Origin of the sequence: Streptomyces sp. SID4985, assembly GCF_009863025.1 — a bacterium.
Taxonomy (GTDB): Bacteria; Actinomycetota; Actinomycetes; order Streptomycetales; family Streptomycetaceae; genus Streptomyces.
In genome coordinates this window covers 1-17783 of sequence record NZ_WWIR01000206.1, presented here as the reverse complement: position 1 = coordinate 17783, position 17783 = coordinate 1, and the positions used below count along the sequence as shown (strand labels likewise).

19 protein-coding genes and 1 pseudogene are annotated in these 17783 nt (G+C 72.6%); 5 read left to right on the top strand and 15 right to left on the bottom strand.

The genetic code is table 11. The features are described from left to right. Positions 1-15 precede the first annotated feature (15 nt). Positions 16-1353, bottom strand: a complete 1338-nt coding sequence (gene mshA / locus GTW40_RS08135) for a D-inositol-3-phosphate glycosyltransferase (RefSeq protein ID WP_161179476.1) — start codon at positions 1351-1353, stop codon at positions 16-18. 226 nt (positions 1354-1579) lie between these two features. Between mshA and GTW40_RS08130 the strand changes: the two genes are divergently transcribed. The 3 genes from GTW40_RS08130 to GTW40_RS08120 all read left to right on the top strand — a co-directional run bounded on the left by GTW40_RS08130 (position 1580) and on the right by GTW40_RS08120 (position 5434). Continuing rightward, positions 1580-2395: a class I SAM-dependent methyltransferase gene (locus GTW40_RS08130; protein WP_202485561.1), complete on the top strand. Its 816-nt coding sequence runs from the start codon at positions 1580-1582 to the stop codon at positions 2393-2395. A gap of 264 nt (positions 2396-2659) precedes the next feature. After that, on the top strand, positions 2660-3784 hold the full coding sequence (locus GTW40_RS08125) for a C40 family peptidase (RefSeq protein WP_161179475.1): 1125 nt from the start codon (positions 2660-2662) through the stop codon (positions 3782-3784). Between the two features lie 342 nt (positions 3785-4126). Next, positions 4127-5434, top strand: coding sequence for a fused response regulator/phosphatase (locus GTW40_RS08120; RefSeq protein ID WP_161179474.1), 1308 nt, complete (start codon positions 4127-4129; stop codon positions 5432-5434). A gap of 28 nt (positions 5435-5462) precedes the next feature. On the opposite strand, the gene GTW40_RS08115 is transcribed toward GTW40_RS08120, so the two are convergent. From GTW40_RS08115 to GTW40_RS08095, 5 genes and pseudogenes are all read right to left on the bottom strand, one after another. Beyond that, on the bottom strand, positions 5463-5813 hold the full coding sequence (locus GTW40_RS08115; protein WP_161179473.1) for a DUF2516 family protein: 351 nt from the start codon (positions 5811-5813) through the stop codon (positions 5463-5465). Between the two features lie 104 nt (positions 5814-5917). Then, positions 5918-6535, bottom strand: coding sequence for a hypothetical protein (locus GTW40_RS08110; RefSeq protein ID WP_161179472.1), 618 nt, complete (start codon positions 6533-6535; stop codon positions 5918-5920). 81 nt (positions 6536-6616) lie between these two features. Continuing rightward, positions 6617-7120: a helix-turn-helix transcriptional regulator gene (locus GTW40_RS08105; RefSeq protein WP_161179471.1), complete on the bottom strand. Its 504-nt coding sequence runs from the start codon at positions 7118-7120 to the stop codon at positions 6617-6619. 193 nt (positions 7121-7313) lie between these two features. Beyond that, positions 7314-7645 (bottom strand): annotated as a pseudogene (locus GTW40_RS08100) (hypothetical protein). Positions 7646-7690: 45 nt separating this feature from the next. Beyond that, a complete protein-coding gene (locus GTW40_RS08095) occupies positions 7691-8245 on the bottom strand; it encodes a hypothetical protein (protein ID WP_161179470.1) in 555 nt (184 codons plus the stop codon). Between the two features lie 87 nt (positions 8246-8332). On the opposite strand from GTW40_RS08095, the gene GTW40_RS08090 reads away from it, so the two are divergent. Then, complete coding sequence (locus GTW40_RS08090; RefSeq protein ID WP_161179469.1) at positions 8333-8941, top strand: DUF6461 domain-containing protein; 609 nt, start codon at positions 8333-8335, stop codon at positions 8939-8941. 130 nt (positions 8942-9071) lie between these two features. Here GTW40_RS08090 and GTW40_RS08085 read toward each other — a convergent pair whose 3' ends face one another. From GTW40_RS08085 to GTW40_RS08055, 7 genes are all read right to left on the bottom strand, one after another. After that, positions 9072-9563, bottom strand: a complete 492-nt coding sequence (locus GTW40_RS08085) for an HAD domain-containing protein (protein WP_161179468.1) — start codon at positions 9561-9563, stop codon at positions 9072-9074. Positions 9564-9578: 15 nt separating this feature from the next. Then, complete coding sequence (locus tag GTW40_RS08080) at positions 9579-10583, bottom strand: phosphotransferase (protein WP_161179467.1); 1005 nt, start codon at positions 10581-10583, stop codon at positions 9579-9581. A 229-nt stretch (positions 10584-10812) separates the two neighbouring features. Next, positions 10813-11538: an HAD-IA family hydrolase gene (locus GTW40_RS08075; RefSeq protein WP_343245635.1), complete on the bottom strand. Its 726-nt coding sequence runs from the start codon at positions 11536-11538 to the stop codon at positions 10813-10815. Between the two features lie 29 nt (positions 11539-11567). Continuing rightward, positions 11568-12509 carry a GntR family transcriptional regulator gene (locus GTW40_RS08070; protein WP_161179466.1) on the bottom strand — a complete coding sequence of 314 codons (942 nt, stop codon included), beginning with the start codon at positions 12507-12509 and terminating at the stop codon, positions 11568-11570. A gap of 111 nt (positions 12510-12620) precedes the next feature. Then, entirely contained in the window at positions 12621-13271 is a 651-nt protein-coding gene (locus GTW40_RS08065; RefSeq protein ID WP_161179493.1) for a hypothetical protein, read from the bottom strand. 413 nt (positions 13272-13684) lie between these two features. Continuing rightward, complete coding sequence (locus GTW40_RS08060) at positions 13685-14926, bottom strand: GNAT family N-acetyltransferase (RefSeq protein ID WP_161179465.1); 1242 nt, start codon at positions 14924-14926, stop codon at positions 13685-13687. Between the two features lie 76 nt (positions 14927-15002). Continuing rightward, complete coding sequence (locus tag GTW40_RS08055; RefSeq protein WP_161179464.1) at positions 15003-15596, bottom strand: aerial mycelium formation protein; 594 nt, start codon at positions 15594-15596, stop codon at positions 15003-15005. A 158-nt stretch (positions 15597-15754) separates the two neighbouring features. Between GTW40_RS08055 and dtd the strand changes: the two genes are divergently transcribed. Next, on the top strand, positions 15755-16180 hold the full coding sequence (gene dtd, locus GTW40_RS08050; RefSeq protein WP_161179463.1) for a D-aminoacyl-tRNA deacylase: 426 nt from the start codon (positions 15755-15757) through the stop codon (positions 16178-16180). A gap of 105 nt (positions 16181-16285) precedes the next feature. Here dtd and GTW40_RS08045 read toward each other — a convergent pair whose 3' ends face one another. After that, positions 16286-17251 (bottom strand): folate-binding protein YgfZ, encoded by a 966-nt coding sequence (locus GTW40_RS08045; RefSeq protein WP_161179462.1) that lies wholly within the window; start codon positions 17249-17251, stop codon positions 16286-16288. Positions 17252-17261: 10 nt separating this feature from the next. Next, a complete protein-coding gene (locus GTW40_RS08040) occupies positions 17262-17699 on the bottom strand; it encodes a transcriptional repressor (protein ID WP_018548456.1) in 438 nt (145 codons plus the stop codon). Between the last annotated feature and the right edge of the window lie 84 nt (positions 17700-17783).

The following is a 17783-nucleotide window of genomic DNA, read 5'->3' as shown; positions in this document are numbered from 1 at the left end:
GTACCCATGTCCGCCTCACCCATGTGGCGAGCGTACGCGACGTCGGTGTGCCGCCATCGCGGCCGTGTAGACGTCCGCCGTCGCCGCTGCCGAGGCGTCCCAGCCGAAGGCGAGGGCGTGGTGGGCGGCGGCGGTGCCCATGCGGTCGGAGAGGGTGGGGTCGTCGGCGAAGCGGCGGAGCACGTGGGCGTAGGCGGCCGGGTCGTGGCCGTCGACCAGGAAGCCGGTCTCGCCGTCGCGCACGGCGACCGGGAGGCCGCCGACCGAGGCGGCGATCACCGGCGTACCGGTGGCCTGCGCCTCGATGGCGACGAGGCCGAAGGACTCGCTGTGGGACGGCATGACCAGGACGGACGCGGCCCGGAACCAGTCCGCGAGCTGTTCCTGCCCGACCGGCGGCCGGAACCGTACGACGTCCGTGATGCCGAGCCGCGCGGCGAGTTTCTGCAGCCCCTCGGGCTTGGCGAGGCCGCTTCCGCTGGGCCCGCCCACGACGGGTACGACGATCCTCGGCCGCAGCTCGGGGCGCTCGTCCAGGAGATGGGCGACGGCGCGGAGCAGCACGTCGGGGGCCTTGAGGGGCTGTATCCGGCCGGCGAAGAGGGGGATCAGGGCGTCCTGCGGCAGCCCGAGCCGGGCGCGGGCGGCGGCGCGGCCCGTCGCCACGCGGAATCGGGCGAGGTTCACGCCGGGGTGGACGACGGCGACCTTGGCGGGGTCGGCCTCGTAGTGGCGGACGAGTTCGGCGGCTTCCTCGGCGGTGTTGGCGATGAGCCGCCCGGCGGCGTGCACGATCTGGGTCTCGCCGATCACGCGCGCTGCGGGCTCGGGAGTGTCACCGACCGCCAGGCTGGCGTTCTTGACCTTGGCCATGGTGTGCATGGCGTGGACCAGCGGGACGCCCCAGCGCTGGGCGGCGAGCCAGCCGACGTGGCCGGAGAGCCAGTAGTGGGAGTGGACGAGGTCGTAGTGGCCGGGGCGGTGCCCGGCCCAGGCCTGCATCACGCCGTGGGTGAAGGCGCACAGCTGGGCGGGCAGGTCCTCCTTGGCCAGGCCCTCGTAGGGGCCCGCGTCCACGTGCCGGACCAGGACGCCGGGGGCGAGCTGGACGGTGGGGGCGAGGTCGCCGGAGGTGGCCCGGGTGAAGATCTCGACCTCGATGTTGATCGCGGCGAGGCGCTGGGCCAGCTCCACGATGTAGACGTTCATGCCGCCCGCGTCGCCGGTGCCGGGCTGGTGGAGCGGCGAGGTGTGCACGGAGAGCATGGCGACCCGGCGGGGCTTGCGGTGCAGCCTCAGCCGGGGCGGAGCCGCCGGGGAGCGCCGCCCGAGCCTGCTGACGTACTGGCTCACGTGGCGTTCCTCCTCCTCGGCGCGGCCATGACGACCGGAGGACCGACCCAGCCCTCCCGGACGTGCAACACCGGACGGGTGTCCGGCCATTTCCCGTTGACGGCCCCGATCAAGCGGCTTTACCGAATCATGACCATGATTCGCTCAACCGTTCGGGCTCGGCGTGAGTCCGGGCCCGGTACGAGTCCGACCGAAAGGGCATCCGCTCCCGCTTACCCTCGTATCCATGGCAACCCGCGCGACCTCCCGACCCGTAGGCACGGTGACGCGCGGCACCACCAACCCCAACCGGCTGCGCCGCATGGACCGCTGGATCGCGGCCACGCACGGCGCCGAGCTGCGCCGCGCGGACGCGCCGGTGGCCGTCGACCTCGGGTACGGCGCCGCGCCCTGGACCGCCGTCGAGCTGCTCGGGCGACTGCGGACCGTCGCGCCCCGCACCCGGGTGGTCGGCGTCGAGATCGAGCCGGAGCGGGTCGCGGCGGCGCGGCCGTACGAGCGCGAGGGGCTCACCTTCCGGCACGGCGGCTTCGAGATCCCGGTGCCCGGGCGGCCGGAGCTGATCCGGGCGGCGAACGTGCTGCGGCAGTACGACGAGGAGCAGGTCGCGGCCGTGTGGCAGCGGCTGTGCGCGCGGCTCGCCCCGGCGGATGGGGTTTCGCGCGGCGGGCTCCTTGTCGAGGGGACGTGCGACGAGATCGGGCGGCGGCATGTGTGGGTCGCGCTCGGCCCCGAGGGCCCGCGCACGGTGACCTTCGCGACCCGGCTCGGCTCCCTGGAGCGCCCCTCCGACCTCGCCGAGCGGCTGCCGAAGGCGCTGATCCACCGCAATGTGCCCGGCGAACCGGTGCACGCCTTCCTGCGCGACTTCGACCGCGCGTGGGCCGCCGCCGCGCCCTTCGCCTCCTACGGCGCCCGCCAGCGCTGGCTGCGTACGGTCCGGGACCTGACGGCCGACTGGCCGGTGACGGACGGCCCCGCGCGCTGGCGCCAGGGCGAAGTCACCGTGGACTGGGCTGCCTTGGCGCCCCGCACGCACTGAGTCGTCGACTCCCCGCCCACACTGAGCCGTCGGCTCCCCCCGGAATCGCAGGGGAACGATCTCCACGCGTCGTACGTCACACCGGCGGAAGATCGTCGTCAACCGCCCGTGCCGGGGGAAGTACGGGAGGGGCGGGAGTCGCAAAGGTCCGAAAGAGGCAACAGGGAGTGCGACTTCGTACCACCTCTGTCACTTCGAGCCCATTCGTGACACGATCCCTCGGGCAGCACACATTACTGACGGTAAATCAGCTTGGGGGAATGTATGGGTTCGGGCAAGCGCGGCCTGCTCGCCGCCGCCGTGACCGTGGTGTGTGCGGTGACCGTGCTGGCGGGTGCCGGTACGGCGTTCGCGTCGGTGCCGCCCGAACCGTCCGTGGCGACCGCCTCCGGCTCGCCCGCACCCACAGGCAGCCCGGCACCGGGTACGACGCCCGCCCCCGCGCCCACCCCCGACAAGGATCTGGAGAAGATCCGCGAGCAGCTCGACCGGCTCTACCACGACGCCGCCGTCGCCACCGACGCCTACAACGCGGCGGAGGAGAAGGCCGAGAAGCAGTCCGCCGAGCTCGACGACCTCAACGAGCGGATCGCGGAGGGCAAGCGGAAGCTGCAGCGGCTCAAGGACCAGGCGGGCGCGACCGCGCGGGCCCAGTACCGCGACGGCGGGCTGCCGCCCATGGCGCGGTTCCTGCTCACCGACGACCCGCAGCGGTTCGCGGACTCGGCGGCGACGATCCTCAACGGCGAGCGGGCGACCCGGAAGCTGCTCACCGAAACGGCGCGCACCCAGGACGAGTTGCGGGGGTACGCGGACGACGCCGCCGCCCGCATGAAGAAGCTGGAGGCCGACCGCGCGGCCAAGGACGCGGCGAAGAAGAAGATCGAGAAGCGGATCGCGGACGCCGAACTCCTCGAGTCCCGGCTGGAGAAGAAGGAGAAGGAGCGGCTGGCCGAGCTGGAGCGGCAGGCCGCCCGCGCGGCGCAGACCGCCTGGCTGGACAGCGGCGTCCTCGACGGCATCAGCGACAAGGCATCCGCCGAGGGCAAGAAGGCGGTCGCGTTCGCCACCGCCCAGCTCGGCAAGCCGTACGTGTGGGGCGCCGAGGGCCCCGACTCCTTCGACTGCTCCGGGCTCACCTCCCAGGCATGGGCCGCGGCGGGCCACCCGATCCCGCGCACCTCGCAGGAGCAGTGGCGCCAGCTCCCCCACGTGGCAGTGAAGGACATGCGCCCCGGGGACCTGATCATCTACTTCGGCGACGCCACCCACGTCGCGATGTACGCCGGTGACGGCAAGATCATCCACGCGCCGCGCCCCGGCCGCACGGTGACGGTGACCGGGGCGGGGACGATGCCGATCCTGGGCGTCGTACGACCGCACGCGTGACCGGGGTTCCGGGTGTCGCCGCTCACCCGCGCCCGTAACCCGCGTCGCCGCACGCCCGCGCCGCCGTACGTCCACATGAGTGACCCGCGTCACACCGGGCACCCCCGCACCCATGTGACCGACTCCACCCGCCCCCCGTCCACCGAGTGAGCTTCGTCATCCCGGCACGGCCCCGCACACCCCGAACCCCCTTGCGCGGCACGGCACATGGCGGCCCCTCGCCCCCGAGCGACGCGGCTCACACCATTCCGCCGGAACCGCCGCAACCGCTATGGTCACCCGACGGTGGATCGAGACCCCTCGACACCACCACCCTCGGGGGGAGCGAAGGAACCCAGGAAGATGCCCGTACCCATACCGCGGCAGAGGGCGATCCCGGCCGTGGAAAGTGGTCAGGCGCGGGCCGCCACCGTGTTCGGCGGCCCCCTCGAACAGGAGGCCGGCCGCGACACCACGCCCCATGGCGCCACCGCCGCACCGCTCACCCTGCTGCTGATCGAGGACGACCCGGCGGGGCCGATCGTGCCCGAGCTGCTGGACTCCTCCGGCAAGCCCATCCGCGTCCGCACCGCCCGCAACCTCACCGAGGCGGAGCGGCTGCTCACCGACGACGTGCACTGCATCCTGCTGGACCTCGCGCTGCCCGCCGCGGGCCGTCCGGAGGACCCCGACGAGCTGGCCGTACTGCGCCAGGTCCTTGAGCTGGCCCCCCGGCAGGCGGTGATCGCGCTGACCGCCTCCGGCGACGCCGAGCGCGGCGCCGAGGCCGTACGCGTGGGCGCCCAGGACTATCTCTTCCGCGACGAGCTGGACAGCCGGCTGCTCAACCGCGCCATCCGCTACGCCGTCGAGCGCAAGCGCTCCGACACCGCCGAGCGGCGCCTGGCCGAGGGCAGGCTGCGCGCGCAGGAGAACCGGCGCCTGGAGCGCGGCCTGCTGCCGACCCCGCTCCTTGAGGGCTCCGGGCTGCGCTTCGCCGCGCGCTACCGCCCCGGCCGCTCCCGCGCGCTGCTCGGCGGCGACTTCTACGACGCGGTGCGCACCCCCGACGGCACCGTGCACGCCATGATCGGCGACGTCTGCGGCCACGGCCCGGACGAGGCCGCGCTCGGCGTGGAGCTGCGCATCGCCTGGCGGGCGCTGACCCTGGCCGGGCTGTGCGGGGACCAGCTCCTGGACACCCTCCAGGAGGTACTGATCCACGAGCGCGCCCACGAGGAGATCTTCGCGACCCTCTGCACGGTGGACATCGCCCCGGACGGCCGCCGCGCGGGCCTGTGCCTGGCCGGCCACCCCTCCCCGCTGCTGGTACGCCCCGGCGGCACCGCCCCCGTGCCGCGCCTGCTGCCGTACGAGAACAACGGCCCCGCCCTCGGCCTGCTGCCCGGCGCCCGCTGGCCCCGGATGCAGGTCGAGCTGGGTGCCGAGTGGAGCCTGATGCTCTACACGGACGGCCTGATCGAGGGCCGCGTCGGCACCGACGGCGACCGCCTCGGCCAGGACGGCATGACGGCGATGATCCACCGCCAGCTCTGCGAGGGCCTGCGCGGCGAGGAACTGCTGCGCGCGGCCGTCAACGAGGCACGGAACCTCAACGGGGGCGACCTCACCGACGACGTGGCGGTGGTGTTGCTGGAGCGGCAGCGGTAACGCTGCCGCCGGGGCGCGCTGCCTGCGGTCAACGGCCGCCGTTGTACGGGCCGTACGGGCCGTCGCTGTTGCCGCCGCCGCGGCGGCGGTTCCGGCTCCAGACGCGGCCGCCGGAGACGCGGGTGAGGGCGGGGCGGACGTCCACGAAGAAGACGATCGTGGCGACCAGGCCCGCGAGCTGCAGGAACAGCATCGGGACGAGCAGGTTCACCGCGACGGCGACGCCCAGGATGATCAGCCAGAAGCCCTTGTTCTGCTTGTCGGCCGCGCGGTAGGCGTCCTCGCGGAACACCAGTGCCAGGGCGAAGGCCACCACGGCCAGGACGAGCATGGCGGTGTAGATCAGCCACATCACGTCGCCGAACGCCGTCATCAGCACAATGCCACCACCCGGTTCGAATCGTCGGTAAAGCCACCGTACCCAGAGAACGGGCCGGACACCCCGAAGGTGCCCGGCCCGTTCTCACGCGGTGTCCGGCGGTGTCACTTGGCCGGCGGCGTGGTCTTCTTCGCGGTCGGCGGCGTCTTGCGGGCGGCCGCCGGGGACTTCTTCGGGGCGACCGGCTTCTTCGCGGCGGCGGCCGACTCGGGGGTGGTGACCGGCGTGGGCTGCGCCGTGAGCGGGGTCGCGGCGGGGCCGGGCTCGGGCGCTCCCTCGACGGCGATGGCGAAGTCCTCGATCTCCTCGGCCGCGTCGCCGCGCCAGGTCTTCACGGCCTGCTCGCCGTGCTCGGCGACCTTCTCGTAGGTCTCGCGGGCCTTGACGGCGTACTCGGCGGCGACGCCGACACCGCGCAGGGCGAGGTCCTGGGCGGACTCGCCGAGCTTCTTGATGTCCACGTCGAGGGTGCCGATGAGCTGGTTGAGCCGGGTCTGCAGGCCCTCCTGCGCCTCCTTGGCGCGCGCGGTGGCCTTCGCCTGGACCTCCTTGGGGTCGGTGGCGCGCACCTTGTCGATCTTCGCCGGGGCCTCGGCGCGGAGCTGCTCGACCAGTGCGGGCACCTTCTTGGCCTGCTGCAGAGCGAGATCGGCGGTTCCGGCGGCGAAGTAGAGCGGAGTCGGGTCGCTGAAGGTCTTGCGCAGGTCGTCGGTGATGGCCATGGTGATGGTCCTCCCGGATTCGATTCGCGTTCGGCTGAGGTTGTTGTTGGTCCGCGTGCGGCGACCGAAGCCCTGGTCCGGCTACTGTCCGGCCGTCCGCCGCGGACCGGCATCACTGCCGCCGGCCGTGCGGGTGCCGCGTGCGGTGGTGTCGCTGGTGTCGCCGTCGTCGTCCTCGGCGCTGCCGGGCCGCTCCTCCCCCTCTGCCCCTGTCTCCCGCTCCGATACGCCGACCCCGAATCCGTTCTCCTTGCGGAAGGACTCGTAGATCTGGAGCAGCACCTGCTTCTGCCGCTCGTTCAGCGAGGGATCGGCGAGGAGGACGGCGCGCGTCTCGACCTCGTCCCGGTCCCGTTCGGCGTCGAGGATTCCGGCGCGGACGTACAGCGTCTCGGCGGAGATGCGCAGGGCCTTGGCGACCTGCTGCAACACCTCCGCGCTCGGCTTGCGCAGCCCGCGCTCGATCTGGCTCAGGTACGGATTGGACACCCCGGCGGCATCGGCGAGCTGCCGCAGCGACAGCTGTGCGTTGCGCCGCTGCTCGCGCAGATACTCACCGAGATTGCCGACGTTGAGCGATGCCATGCCTCCACCATGCCTCACCCTTGCTAACTATTGCAAGCATCCGCTAGCAGGAGTGTGCGTGTCGCCGTCGGGGCGGTGCTCCTCGGAGGGCATCGAGTCCCATTCGGTGTACGCGCCGTCGCGCGGCACCATGAACAACGGACGCGACCGGAGGACCGGCCCGACCGGTTGCCCGCGCATGACGATCCCGGGATCATCCGGTCCCGCGTGGCCCTCGGGCATCCTCCAGGACGTATCCGCACGCCGACAGGTCCGCCGCCACCTCTGCCCGCTCGCGGAAGCGGAGGGTGGAGTCCGAAGTCAGTACGGCGCCGTCCGCCGCGAAGACGTACGTCCACCGGTCACCTCCACGCCCCGCTGCGCCAGCAACAACGCGAACACCCCCGTACCGCAGCCGACGTCCAGCACCCGGCGCGCCCCGAACTCCTCCGCCATCCGCACGTACGCGTCGAGATCGCTCCGGTCGGGATCGAGGGCGTCGTGGATCGCGGCGAGTCGAGGGCGTGTGAAGCATTCGTCGGCCATGAGGAAGGACCGTAACCAGACTGGCCTACAAGGGACTTGAGCCCGCTACTCCCTCGTCCACAGCGTCAGGTCCGCGCTCGTCGCCACCGCGAGTGTGCGGCCGGAAGGGGAGAAGCCGACGGCGCGGAGTTCGGCGTAGGTGGAGTGGAGGATGTGCCACCAGGTGGTGCCGGGCTCGCCCTGGTGGAAGCCGTCGGCGGTGGAGAGGATGACGCGGTCGTGGGGCCAGTCGGGGCTGACCGCGGTCACGGTCCAGCCGTCGCCGGAGCCGCTGTGCAGGCCGCCGCCGAACAGACCGGCGATGGACACCGGTTGACCCGCGACGGGGCCGAGGCCGGGGTGGGTGAGGTCGTCCGGGGCGTCGGGATCGCGGTCGCGGGCGATCTTCTCGCCGGTGACCGCGTCGAAGAGGCCGTGGCCGTCCACGGACACCACCATGACGAGGTCCCGGCCGCTGTCGGGGTGCACGGCGAAGCCGATGCCGAGCAGGCCGCCGATGGGGGTGCGCCGGTCCAGCACCGGCCGCCAGGGCGCGGGGGCGGGCACGACGGGGGCGGCGAGAAGGCGCTCGCGCAGCTTCTGCTGGTACTCGGTGATCACGACGGCTCCTCGACACGGATCGGCCCGCCGACGGTACCGCCCGCCGCCCGGACCCCGTTGTCGGTGGCATGGGGCACGATCACCGTCATGACAGTGAGCGCCGCCGATTACGCCTGGTTCGAGGACCGCCTGCCCGAACTGGCGGAGGCCTACTGCGTCACGCTCGTGCGCGGCCTCCCGCCCGCCGAGGTGCTCCGGCGGCTCGACGGCCGCGAGGAATCCGCGCTGACGGGCGTCGATGCCGCCGTCGAGGCGGCCTTCGCGTTGCTCGACCGGCCGGACGGCGCACGCCAGTTCGTCGCCATGACCACCGTCGGCGACTGGACGCTGCTGATCGAGCCCAACGGGTACGTGGGCGTCACCGAGGACGTGGCGCGGCCCGCCTCCGCCGGTACGGCCTGGGTGTCGCACTTCGTCAACATCAACGGCCTCGACTACTTCCTCTGGGCCGAGGACGGCGTGGTCCGGGTCGGATTCGAGCCCATGTTCCCCGAGGAGCGCGTGGGCAGCACACCCGACGAACTCCTCCCCGCCATGGGCCCCATGGGGTTCCACTTCGGCGATGACAGCCCCGACCCCGACGTCTCCTCCGCCGCCGCCTTCGCCCTGGCGCAGCACCTGACCGGTGTCGCCGTCACGCCGGAACTGCTGACGGAGACGGTGTTTTGGTGCGGGAGCGTGCCGGTTCCCCGGTAGGGCGCGCCGTTCGGGCCCCGCGCGGTACGGCACGGGCACGTTGGTCCACGGCCCGCGCGCGGTTCGGCTTCCGGCATCTCACCGACGCGCGGCGGCTGGACACGGTCGAGCGGCTGATCGCCCCGGTCCCCTACGGGAGTACTCCCTGGTCCCCCAGCCACCCCCGCACCGCCCCGAAGTCCGCGTCCGTCAGCCCGTACACGTGGTTCACCCGGTGCAGCAGGGCCGGGCCCCGGTGATGTACGGCGACCCACGCGCGGTCCGCCTCCGTCAGTTCGTCGTCCACCCAGACGAACGGCCGCCCCGCCGCCCAGGCCACCAGCGGCCGTGTCTTCCAGTGGAGCAGCCCCGGCGGCTCGTCCTCGTCCGGCCACTCGACGACCGGCAGCGGGGGGAGGCCCAGCCAGGGGGCGAGGATCTCGTTGGCCTCGTCCATCCAGGTGGAGGCCCACACCAGCTCGCAGCCCAGCGCCGTCAGCCGCGCGCCCAGGGCGGGGTCGACCCGCCAGAGCAGCGGATGCGCCTCGGACGGCCCGGCCACCCCGTGCTCGTACACCGGGTACGCGTCGTCGGGCGCCCCGTAGGGGATGAGGGCGCCGTCGATGTCGAGGAAGAGCAGCATGTCCCGCAGGATGTCCTATCCGCGCCGCCACCGTCGCAGCGCCTCGGCGACGGCCGGGACGTCCGGCGGGGTGAGGCCCAGTGGATCCGCGGCCTCGGTCAGGACGGCGACGAGCCGGGCGGCTGCCTCGGTCACGGGGGCCGGGGCGGGCGGCAGCGAGAGGGCCGTACGGATCACGTCGGTGAAGACGGACTGCGCGCGCTTGTAGGCGAGCAGCCGCTCCAGGTCGTACCGCCAGCCGCGCGTGGCCCCGGGCCGCACGGCCTCGGCCACCGCCGCCCACCGCTCGGCCATGTCCCGCGCCTGCGGGGCCGGGTAGCGCATCAGGTGGAGGTGGGTCGCGAGGTCGTAGAGGGGGTCGCCGACCATCGCCAGCTCCCAGTCGATGACCCAGAGGACGCCGTCCGGGTCGACGATCAGGTTCTCCCGGTGCAGGTCCGCGTGGAGCAGCCGGAAGGGACGGCGGGCCAGGCCCGAGACCTGCTTGCGGAGGTGGGTGAACGACTCCTCCTCCAGGCCCAGCTCCGCGAACAGCTCCCCGAACCGGTCGAGGTTGGCCCGGTACACCTGGTGCTCGGTGAAGTGGACGAGCCGTTCCAGGAAGCCGTCGGTGTCGCCGTCGGCCGGGCGGTCCTGCTCCTGGCAGCGCCGCTCGACCGTCAGGCCCCAGGGGTCGACCCGGGCCAGCCTGCCGAACAGCCGGACGATCTGGTGGCCGAGCAGCTCCGGGACCTGGGTGCCGGAGGGGTGGAGCGAGCCGAGCGTACGGCCCTCCACGAACCGCATCAGCCGCAGCCCGCCGACCTCCACGATCTCCGGGGCGCCCCGCACCCGGCCGCCGAGGGCCGCCAGCAGCCGCTCCTCCGAGGCGAAGCAGCGCCGGTCGAACCAGAGCAGCCCCTCCCTCGGCTCGCGGCACTTCCACCGCCCCGCCCGGTCCCCGCCCGGCAGGGGGAACACGTACGTCTCGTGGTGGTAGCCGTGGAGCGGACCTTCGATCACGCTGTCGTCGCCGCTCATCTCGGCAGCGCGCTGCCGAGCGGGGGAAGTCGTTCCGTGGGACATGCGCCCGTATCTCTCGCCGTGCGCGCCCTGCCCGGCGGGCGCGAAGTGGCAGCAAGGTACCGGTTTTCCGGCCGGGTGGAGGCCGTTACGGCCGCGCCGCTCCGTACCCGGTCGCCCTGGCCGACGAGCGGACGTACACACGTACCAGCGGCGCGGCCGCAGGGCCCCGGAAGCCGAGCGTCCGCTAGCTGCGCAGCGCTACGAGGAGGGGCTCCAGGGAGGGCAGGACCGTGCGCGCGCCGGAGTCGCCCAGGAGCTTGGCGCGGCGCTCGTCGCGGGCGTAGCCGACGAAGCGGACGCCCGCCGCGCGGGCGGCGACGACGTCGGCCGGGGAGTCGCCGATCATCAGGGCGGCGGAGGGCTCCGCGCCCAGGGCGTCCAGGGCGCGGTTGAGGCAGTCGGGGTCGGGCTTGAGGCGGTGCAGGTCGGGGGTGCGGCCGTAGACGTGCGGGCCGAAACAGCCGGTCAGGCCCCGGCCCGCCAGATAGGCGTGGACCACGAGCGGGGAGTTGTTGGTGGTGATGGCGAGGCGGGAGCCCACGGCCGTCCAGGTGCGGATCAGCGGGTCGGCGTAGGCGGTGGGCATCGCGGAGGCCGCGGCCCGCAGCTCCTCCTCGGTGAGGAGCCGCTCCAGCTCGTCCACCAGCTCGCTGCCGGGATGGGCGCGGTCCACCGCGCGCAGCACCACCTGGGGGTCCAGGGTGCCACGCTCGGCGGGGGTGAGCAGGCCCGTCAGCCCGCGCTCCGCCAGCCAGTCCACCAGCCCGACGGCCACGCTCTCCGCCGTGTGCCCGGCGAACAGCCGGCAGATCGGCCCGTCGAAGTCCCAGAGCACGATCCGGGTGCCGATCAGTTCCCGTAGCTTCTCGATCTCGTACGCGGTCGGTTTCTCAGCCGATTCGGTCGCCACCGGTTCAGTCTGCGTCGTCGTCTCAGAAGTCACCAGGAGAGTGTCAGGTCCGATGCGATGGTTTCCCAGAGGGCGTCGAACCAGTTCTGCGACTGTTCCACGAACGCGGCGTCCCGTCGGCCCGCCCGCCGGTCGAAGGAGAACAGCAGGGACTCGGAGCCGAGCGTGTCGTACATCTCCAGGGTGCCGCTGTCGGTGGGCTCCTCGCGGCGCGTGACCATGTAGTACGCGTACAGCGCCTCGGTGCCGTTGAGCAGGTAGAGCTTGGCGGGCGGGGTGAACGGCAGGGCGCGGAAGGTCACGTTCACCTCGATGCCGTGGGTGGAACGCAGGGCCTCCAGGTTGTACTGGAGGACCTGGCCCTGGGCGTTGCGCATGGCGAGCCAGCGCCGGTGCACCGGGTCGTCGTCGCGGTGGCGCGCGGGGTGGTCGTCCTGTTTGCGCGGGGCGTCCCGTTCGCGCGGGGCGGTCTGTTCGCGCGGGGCGGCCGAGACCGGGAAGGCGAGGTCGATGTCCCGGGAGGGGAGCAGTATGCGGGCGTCGATCCGCTCGGGGCGGACCTTGCCCTCGTGGATCAGGCGCAGCGGCTCGCCGAGGGCGGGCGTCAGGCTCTGCGCGGTCAGGCACACCGCGTCCACGCGGACGTGGGGCGCGGTGAACGCCTCGACCAGGCGCGGGGCGAGGCCCACCATCGTGGGCTGCGGCTCGTCCAGCGCGGGGGCGGGCTCCGCGATCCTCGGCGGGCTGCCCTTGCTGACCCCGCTGAGCAGACCGGCGCCGTGCAGCACCCGCAGCGCCTGCCGCACGGCCCCGCGCTCCACGCCGAACTCCTCGGCCAACTCGGCCTGAGTGGGCAGGCGTTGGCCGACTCTGAGGTCGCCGCTGCGTATGCGTTCCCGGAGGGTGTCGGCGATCTCCTGCGCGGTACGCCGCCCGCCGTTCACGGCCACGTTCTCCTGGGTCACGACCAAACGGTACAACTTACCGTCATCTTCCGGGAGTTGTTCCGAGAAGGAACCAAGTGACAGCCATGGCCAGAGGAGTTGGCTGCCAACTCGGACTGTCCTCGGATCGACCCGGACCTACGGCGTCAGCACCAGCTCCGAGCTGATCGTCCCCCACAGCGCCTCGAACCACTTCCGGGACTGGTCCACGAACGCGGTGTCGCGCGGCCCGGCCCCCCGCTCGAAGGCGAACAGCATCGCCCGGGTGCCCTCCGCGTCGTACACCACCAGATGCTCGTCGCCGACCTCGCGCTCCAGCCGGGCGAGCGTGTAGTAGGCGAACAGCGCCTCGGAGCCGCCGAGCAGATAGAGCTGGACGGGCGGGGTGAACGGCAGTGCGCGGAACCGGACATGGACGTCCACGCCGTGCGTGGTGCGCAGGGCCATCAGGTTCTCGCGCAGCACCTGCGCCTGGGCGTTGCGCAGCGCCAGCCAGCGTCGGCGCAGCACCGGGGCGCCGTGACCGGCGGCGCGGCCGTCGGCCGGGGCGGGGAAGGCGAGGTCGATGTCCCGGGAGGGCAGCAGCACCCGTACGTCGATCTTGGCCGGTTCGAGCCGCCCGGCATGGATCTGCCGCAGCGGTTCACCGACGGCGAGGGTGAGGGAGACGGAGGTGAGACAGAGCGCGTCGATCTCGACGTGCGGGGCGGCGAAGGCTGCCGCGACGCGCGGCACGAGGGCCGCCATGGTGGGCTGCGGAGGCGCGGGTGCGCCGGGCCCGGTGGCCACGTCGCGCGGTGACCGCCGTGACCTCTTCCGGCCAGTGGTCGAGGTGTGTTCCGGGTCCACGGTAAAACGGTACAACTTCCCGCCATCTTGCGGCAGTTCACCGAAAGATGGTTATGAGTCGCTTCCGGACGGCTATAAGAAGAGTGAGTTGGTAGCCAACTCGGCCAACATGGCCCAGGTTTCGAGTGGTTGGCCGCCGGGCTCCCTTCCGGAGGGGAGCCGGGAGTCCGGACAGGGGACGGCCACCGAAGCGCACAGCCACAACTGAATCGGCACAGCCACAACAGAACACCGCACGCACAGCCACAACCGAAGAACCCGTGGCGGGTCGGGATCAGGTCCCGACCGCGCCCACGCGCACCGTTCGTTCGCTACGGATGTTCAGGCACCGTCACCGGGAAGAAGGGACCACCTCAGAAGACGTCGGGGCACCACGGCCGCCCCGGCGTCCGGAACAGGGCGTCGGCCTCCCGGGCGGCGCCCGTTCGCTCTTCCCGGACCCGGCCGATCCCGGCGAGCCGCGTCAGCGAGCCGTCGCCGAGCCACACGGTGGCCAACTCCGAGGCGGACAGCGTGAGATCGGCGCCCGCACCGGGCGCCCGGGTGCAGGAGGCACCCTCGGGGGACACCTCGAGGCGGTAGCGGCCCCCGGCCGGACCGCCCTCGTCCAGCACGTCCAGGACGACCGCGCCCGTCCGCTTGTACGTCCGCGCCTCCAGGGCCGCCGCCACGTCCAGGAACCGCACCCACAGCCAGTCGGAGTGCCGCTCGATCTGCGCCGCGCGCGGGTCGGGCAGGAGGTGGGGCAGTACGTCGTCCGGGGAGCGGCGGCCGGACTTCACCTTGGTCACCCAGTCGATCGAGCACAGGAACCGCCACAGGGCCGCCTCGGCCGCCGGGGTGGAGCCGAGCAGCCCGTCCACGATCACGGCGTGCTGGGGCTGCTCACCGAGGCGCGAGTCGACCTCGCAGCGGTACGTCACCAGGCCCTCGACCTCGCCGGAGGCGGAGCGCAGCACCGCGTGGTACGGCTCGGTCCAGTCGCGGGCGAAGCGGAGAACGCCGGTACGGGCCTCCCACCACACCTCGCCCCGGTCGACCGAGCCGGGCAGGGCGGGGCGCAGCCGCTCGTAGAAGGCGGGGCCCAGCTTGCGCACCTCGGCGCCGTCCACCAGGTCGATCCTGGCACCGTCGGGCAGGACCGGCGGGCGCGAACCGAGCCCGGAGCGGGTGACGTCCACGGTCCAGGCGGTGGCGTGGGTCGCGGCACCGAAGCCGTAGCGGCCGTAGATCGGGTACTCGGCGGCGATCAGGGTCGCGACGGCGTCCCCGCGCTCCTCGGCCGCCGCGAGGTCGCGGCGCATCATCTCGGTCAGCAGACCGCGGCGGCGGTGGGTGGGGCTGACACTGACATTGGTGACGGCGTTCGACCGGACCGGCGCGCCGCCGACCGCCGTGACCTCCTGGGCGAAGGAGCGGAAGGTGCCCACACAGCGGCCGCCGTCGAAGGCGCCGAGCGAGCGGCTGTTCACGAACTGGCGTCTGTGCGCCTCCAGTTGGTCAGGAGTAGGGACCGGCTCCATCAGGAAGCCGGTGTACATGGCGCGCTGCCATTCCTCGAACTCGTCCTCTTCGACGGGTCGGATCTCGATCATGTGGGTCACGTTAAATGCGGGGACTGTGGCATGTCGCCCGCATTTCCGGTCGCCGCCACGGCCCGGTCGGCCCGGCTCAGGTCAGCAGGTCGTCCACCTGCGCCTCGCCCACCCGGTAACGGCGGGCGATCTCCGCGCTGCAGCCGTCGGCGGTGCGCTGGAGGTGCTGGCGGCGGCGGGAGATCTCCTGCTCGTACCCCGTCAACCGGGCCATGGCGGCGGCGAGTTCGGCGTCCGTGCGGGCGGTGAGGTCGGACAGCTCGACCTCCCCCAGCATCTCGGCGGCCAGCCGCCCGTACTCCTCGTTGTGCGGGGTGCCCAGCGTGACGTGGCGGGCGGAGGAGCGGTGCCGGGCCGGGGCGTCGGTCAGGATCTCCGACAGCCGCTCGACCACGGAGGCGTCCGGCGGCGCGGGCACGGACGACCCCCCGCGCCGGGCCAACTCCGCGCGCAGGATGTCGATTCGGCCCTGCAGCAGGCGCCGTACATAGCTGAGGTCCGCCTCGTCGCGCTGGGCGTCGCGCCACAGGGCGCGCAGCTCCGGCAGGCTGAGCCGGGTCAGGTCGTGCTCCGGCGGCTCCACGGGCAGCGACGGGCCGGGCGGACTGTCCGCGCGCTGCGCGGGCGGCCGGCGCGTCTCCAGCCTGTCGCTGGTGCTCGGTGTGCTCATGTGGTGGTGACCGTCCCCTCGACCGGCGTGTGGGAGCATCGTGCCACCCCGCGTGGCCGCTATGTGACCGACTGCCCCCGAACGGCCCTGGATGGGCGGTAATGACGGGTCCTGGGCACCCGGGCGGCGCATTTTTCTCCACCGGGCATGATGGGGGCATGCGAGCGGTGGTGCAGCGGGTGGACGGGGCGAGTGTCGTCGTGGACGGCTCGACGGTGGGGTCCATTGACGGGGAGGGGTTGTGTGTCCTCGTCGGGGTCACCCACGAGGACACCAAGGAGAAGGCGGCTCAGCTTGCCCGGAAGCTGTGGTCTCTTCGGATGCTGTCCGACGAGAAGTCGTGCAGTGATGTGGACGCGCCGTTGCTGGTGATCAGCCAGTTCACGTTGTACGGGGATGCGCGGAAGGGGCGGCGGCCTACGTGGAACGCGGCGGCGCCGGGGGCGGTTGCCGAGCCGCTGGTCGACGAGGTCGTTGCCCAGCTCCGCGCCCTGGGCGCCACCGTTGCCACGGGGCGGTTTGGGGCGCAGATGCGGGTGTCTTTGACCAACGATGGGCCGTTTACGGTGCTGCTGGAGATGTAGGTGGACCGGGGCTGCGGGCGGGCGGGGGGAGTTCGCTTGCCCGCGCTTGCGGGGTGCCGCGCGCCCACCCGTGCCGCCCCAGCGGCACGACTGCCCGCGCTACGGTCACGGCTCGACGATCGTTTCCTGGGACGCTGCCGTCGTACCGGCCAGGAGGGGGGCGTCCACCGGGGTGTTGCGCTTGATCAATGCCAGGGCCACCGGACCGAGTTCGTGGTGGCGTACCGAGGTGGTCACCGTGCCGAGTTTGCGGCCTTCGGGGCCGTCCGAGGCCAGGCGGAGTTCGGTGCCGGGTGGGGGGAGGTGGACGTCGCTGCCGTCGAGGTGGAGGAAGACGAGGCGGCGGGGGGGCTTGCCGAGGTTCTGGACCCGGGCGACGGTTTCCTGGCCGCGGTAGCAGCCCTTCTGGAGGTGGACGGCGGTGCCGATCCAGCCCAGTTCGTGCGGGATGGTGCGGTGGTCGGTCTCGAAGCCGACGCGGGGGCGGTGCTGTTCGACGCGGAGGGCCTCGTGGGCGAGGAGGCCGGCGGCGGGGCCCGAGCGGGCGGCGAAGTCCTCCAGGTCGGCGCGCGGGAGGAAGAGATCGCGGCCGTAGGGGGTCTCGCGGACGACGGCGCCCTCGGGGAGCTCGGCGATGGAACCGGCGGGGAGGTGGACCACCGCGTAGTCGGCGGTGCGGTCGGCGACCTCGACGCGGTAGAAGAACTTCATCGACTCCAGGTAGGCGATCAGCGCCTCCTGGGTGCCGGGCTCGACGTGCGCCCAGACGGTGGTGCCGTCGTCCACCAGGTACAGCGCGTGCTCGATGTGCCCGTTGGCGGAGAGGATCAGCGCCTCGGTGGCCTCGCCGACGGGGAGGTCGCTGACGTGCTGGGTGAGCAGCAGATGCAGCCAGCTCAGCCGGTCGTCGCCGGTGACCGTGACGACGCCCCGGTGGGAGAGGTCGACGAAACCGGCGCCGTCGGCGAGGGCGCGCTGCTCGCGGAACAGGTCGCCGTAGTGGGCGGCGACGCCTTCGTCCACGCCCTCGGCGGGAACGGCGCCGGGCAGGGACAGCAGGGGGCTCTTCATACGGGCCAGCCTACGACGGGGTGGTTGAACTCTTCAGGGCACAGTCCCGGCAGCGGCCGAAGATCGCGAAGTGCTTCATGTCGGTGTCGAACCCGAACTGCTGCCGCAGCTTGGCGGTGAAGTCGGCGGCCACGTCCACATCGGCCTCGATCACGTTCTCGCAGTCCCGGCACACCAGATGGAGATGGTGATGGCGGTCGGCGAGGTGGTACGTGGGCGCGCCGTGGCCGAGGTGCGCGTGGCTGACCAGGCCCAGCTCCTCCAGCAGCTCCAGCGTGCGGTACACGGTGGAGATGTTGACCCCGGAGGCGGTCTTGCGGACCTCGACGAGGATGTCGTCCGGGGTCGCGTGCTCCAGGGTGTCCACGGCTTCGAGCACGAGTTGCCGCTGCGGCGTCAGCCGGTAGCCGCGCTGCCTGAGGTCGCTCTTCCAGTCGGTGCTCACCACAACTGGAAGTCTAGGGGGTGTCTTGTCGATCAGGCCGGATCAGGGAGCGGCGTCTGGTGCCGTGCATCGCAAGGCGGAGGAGGG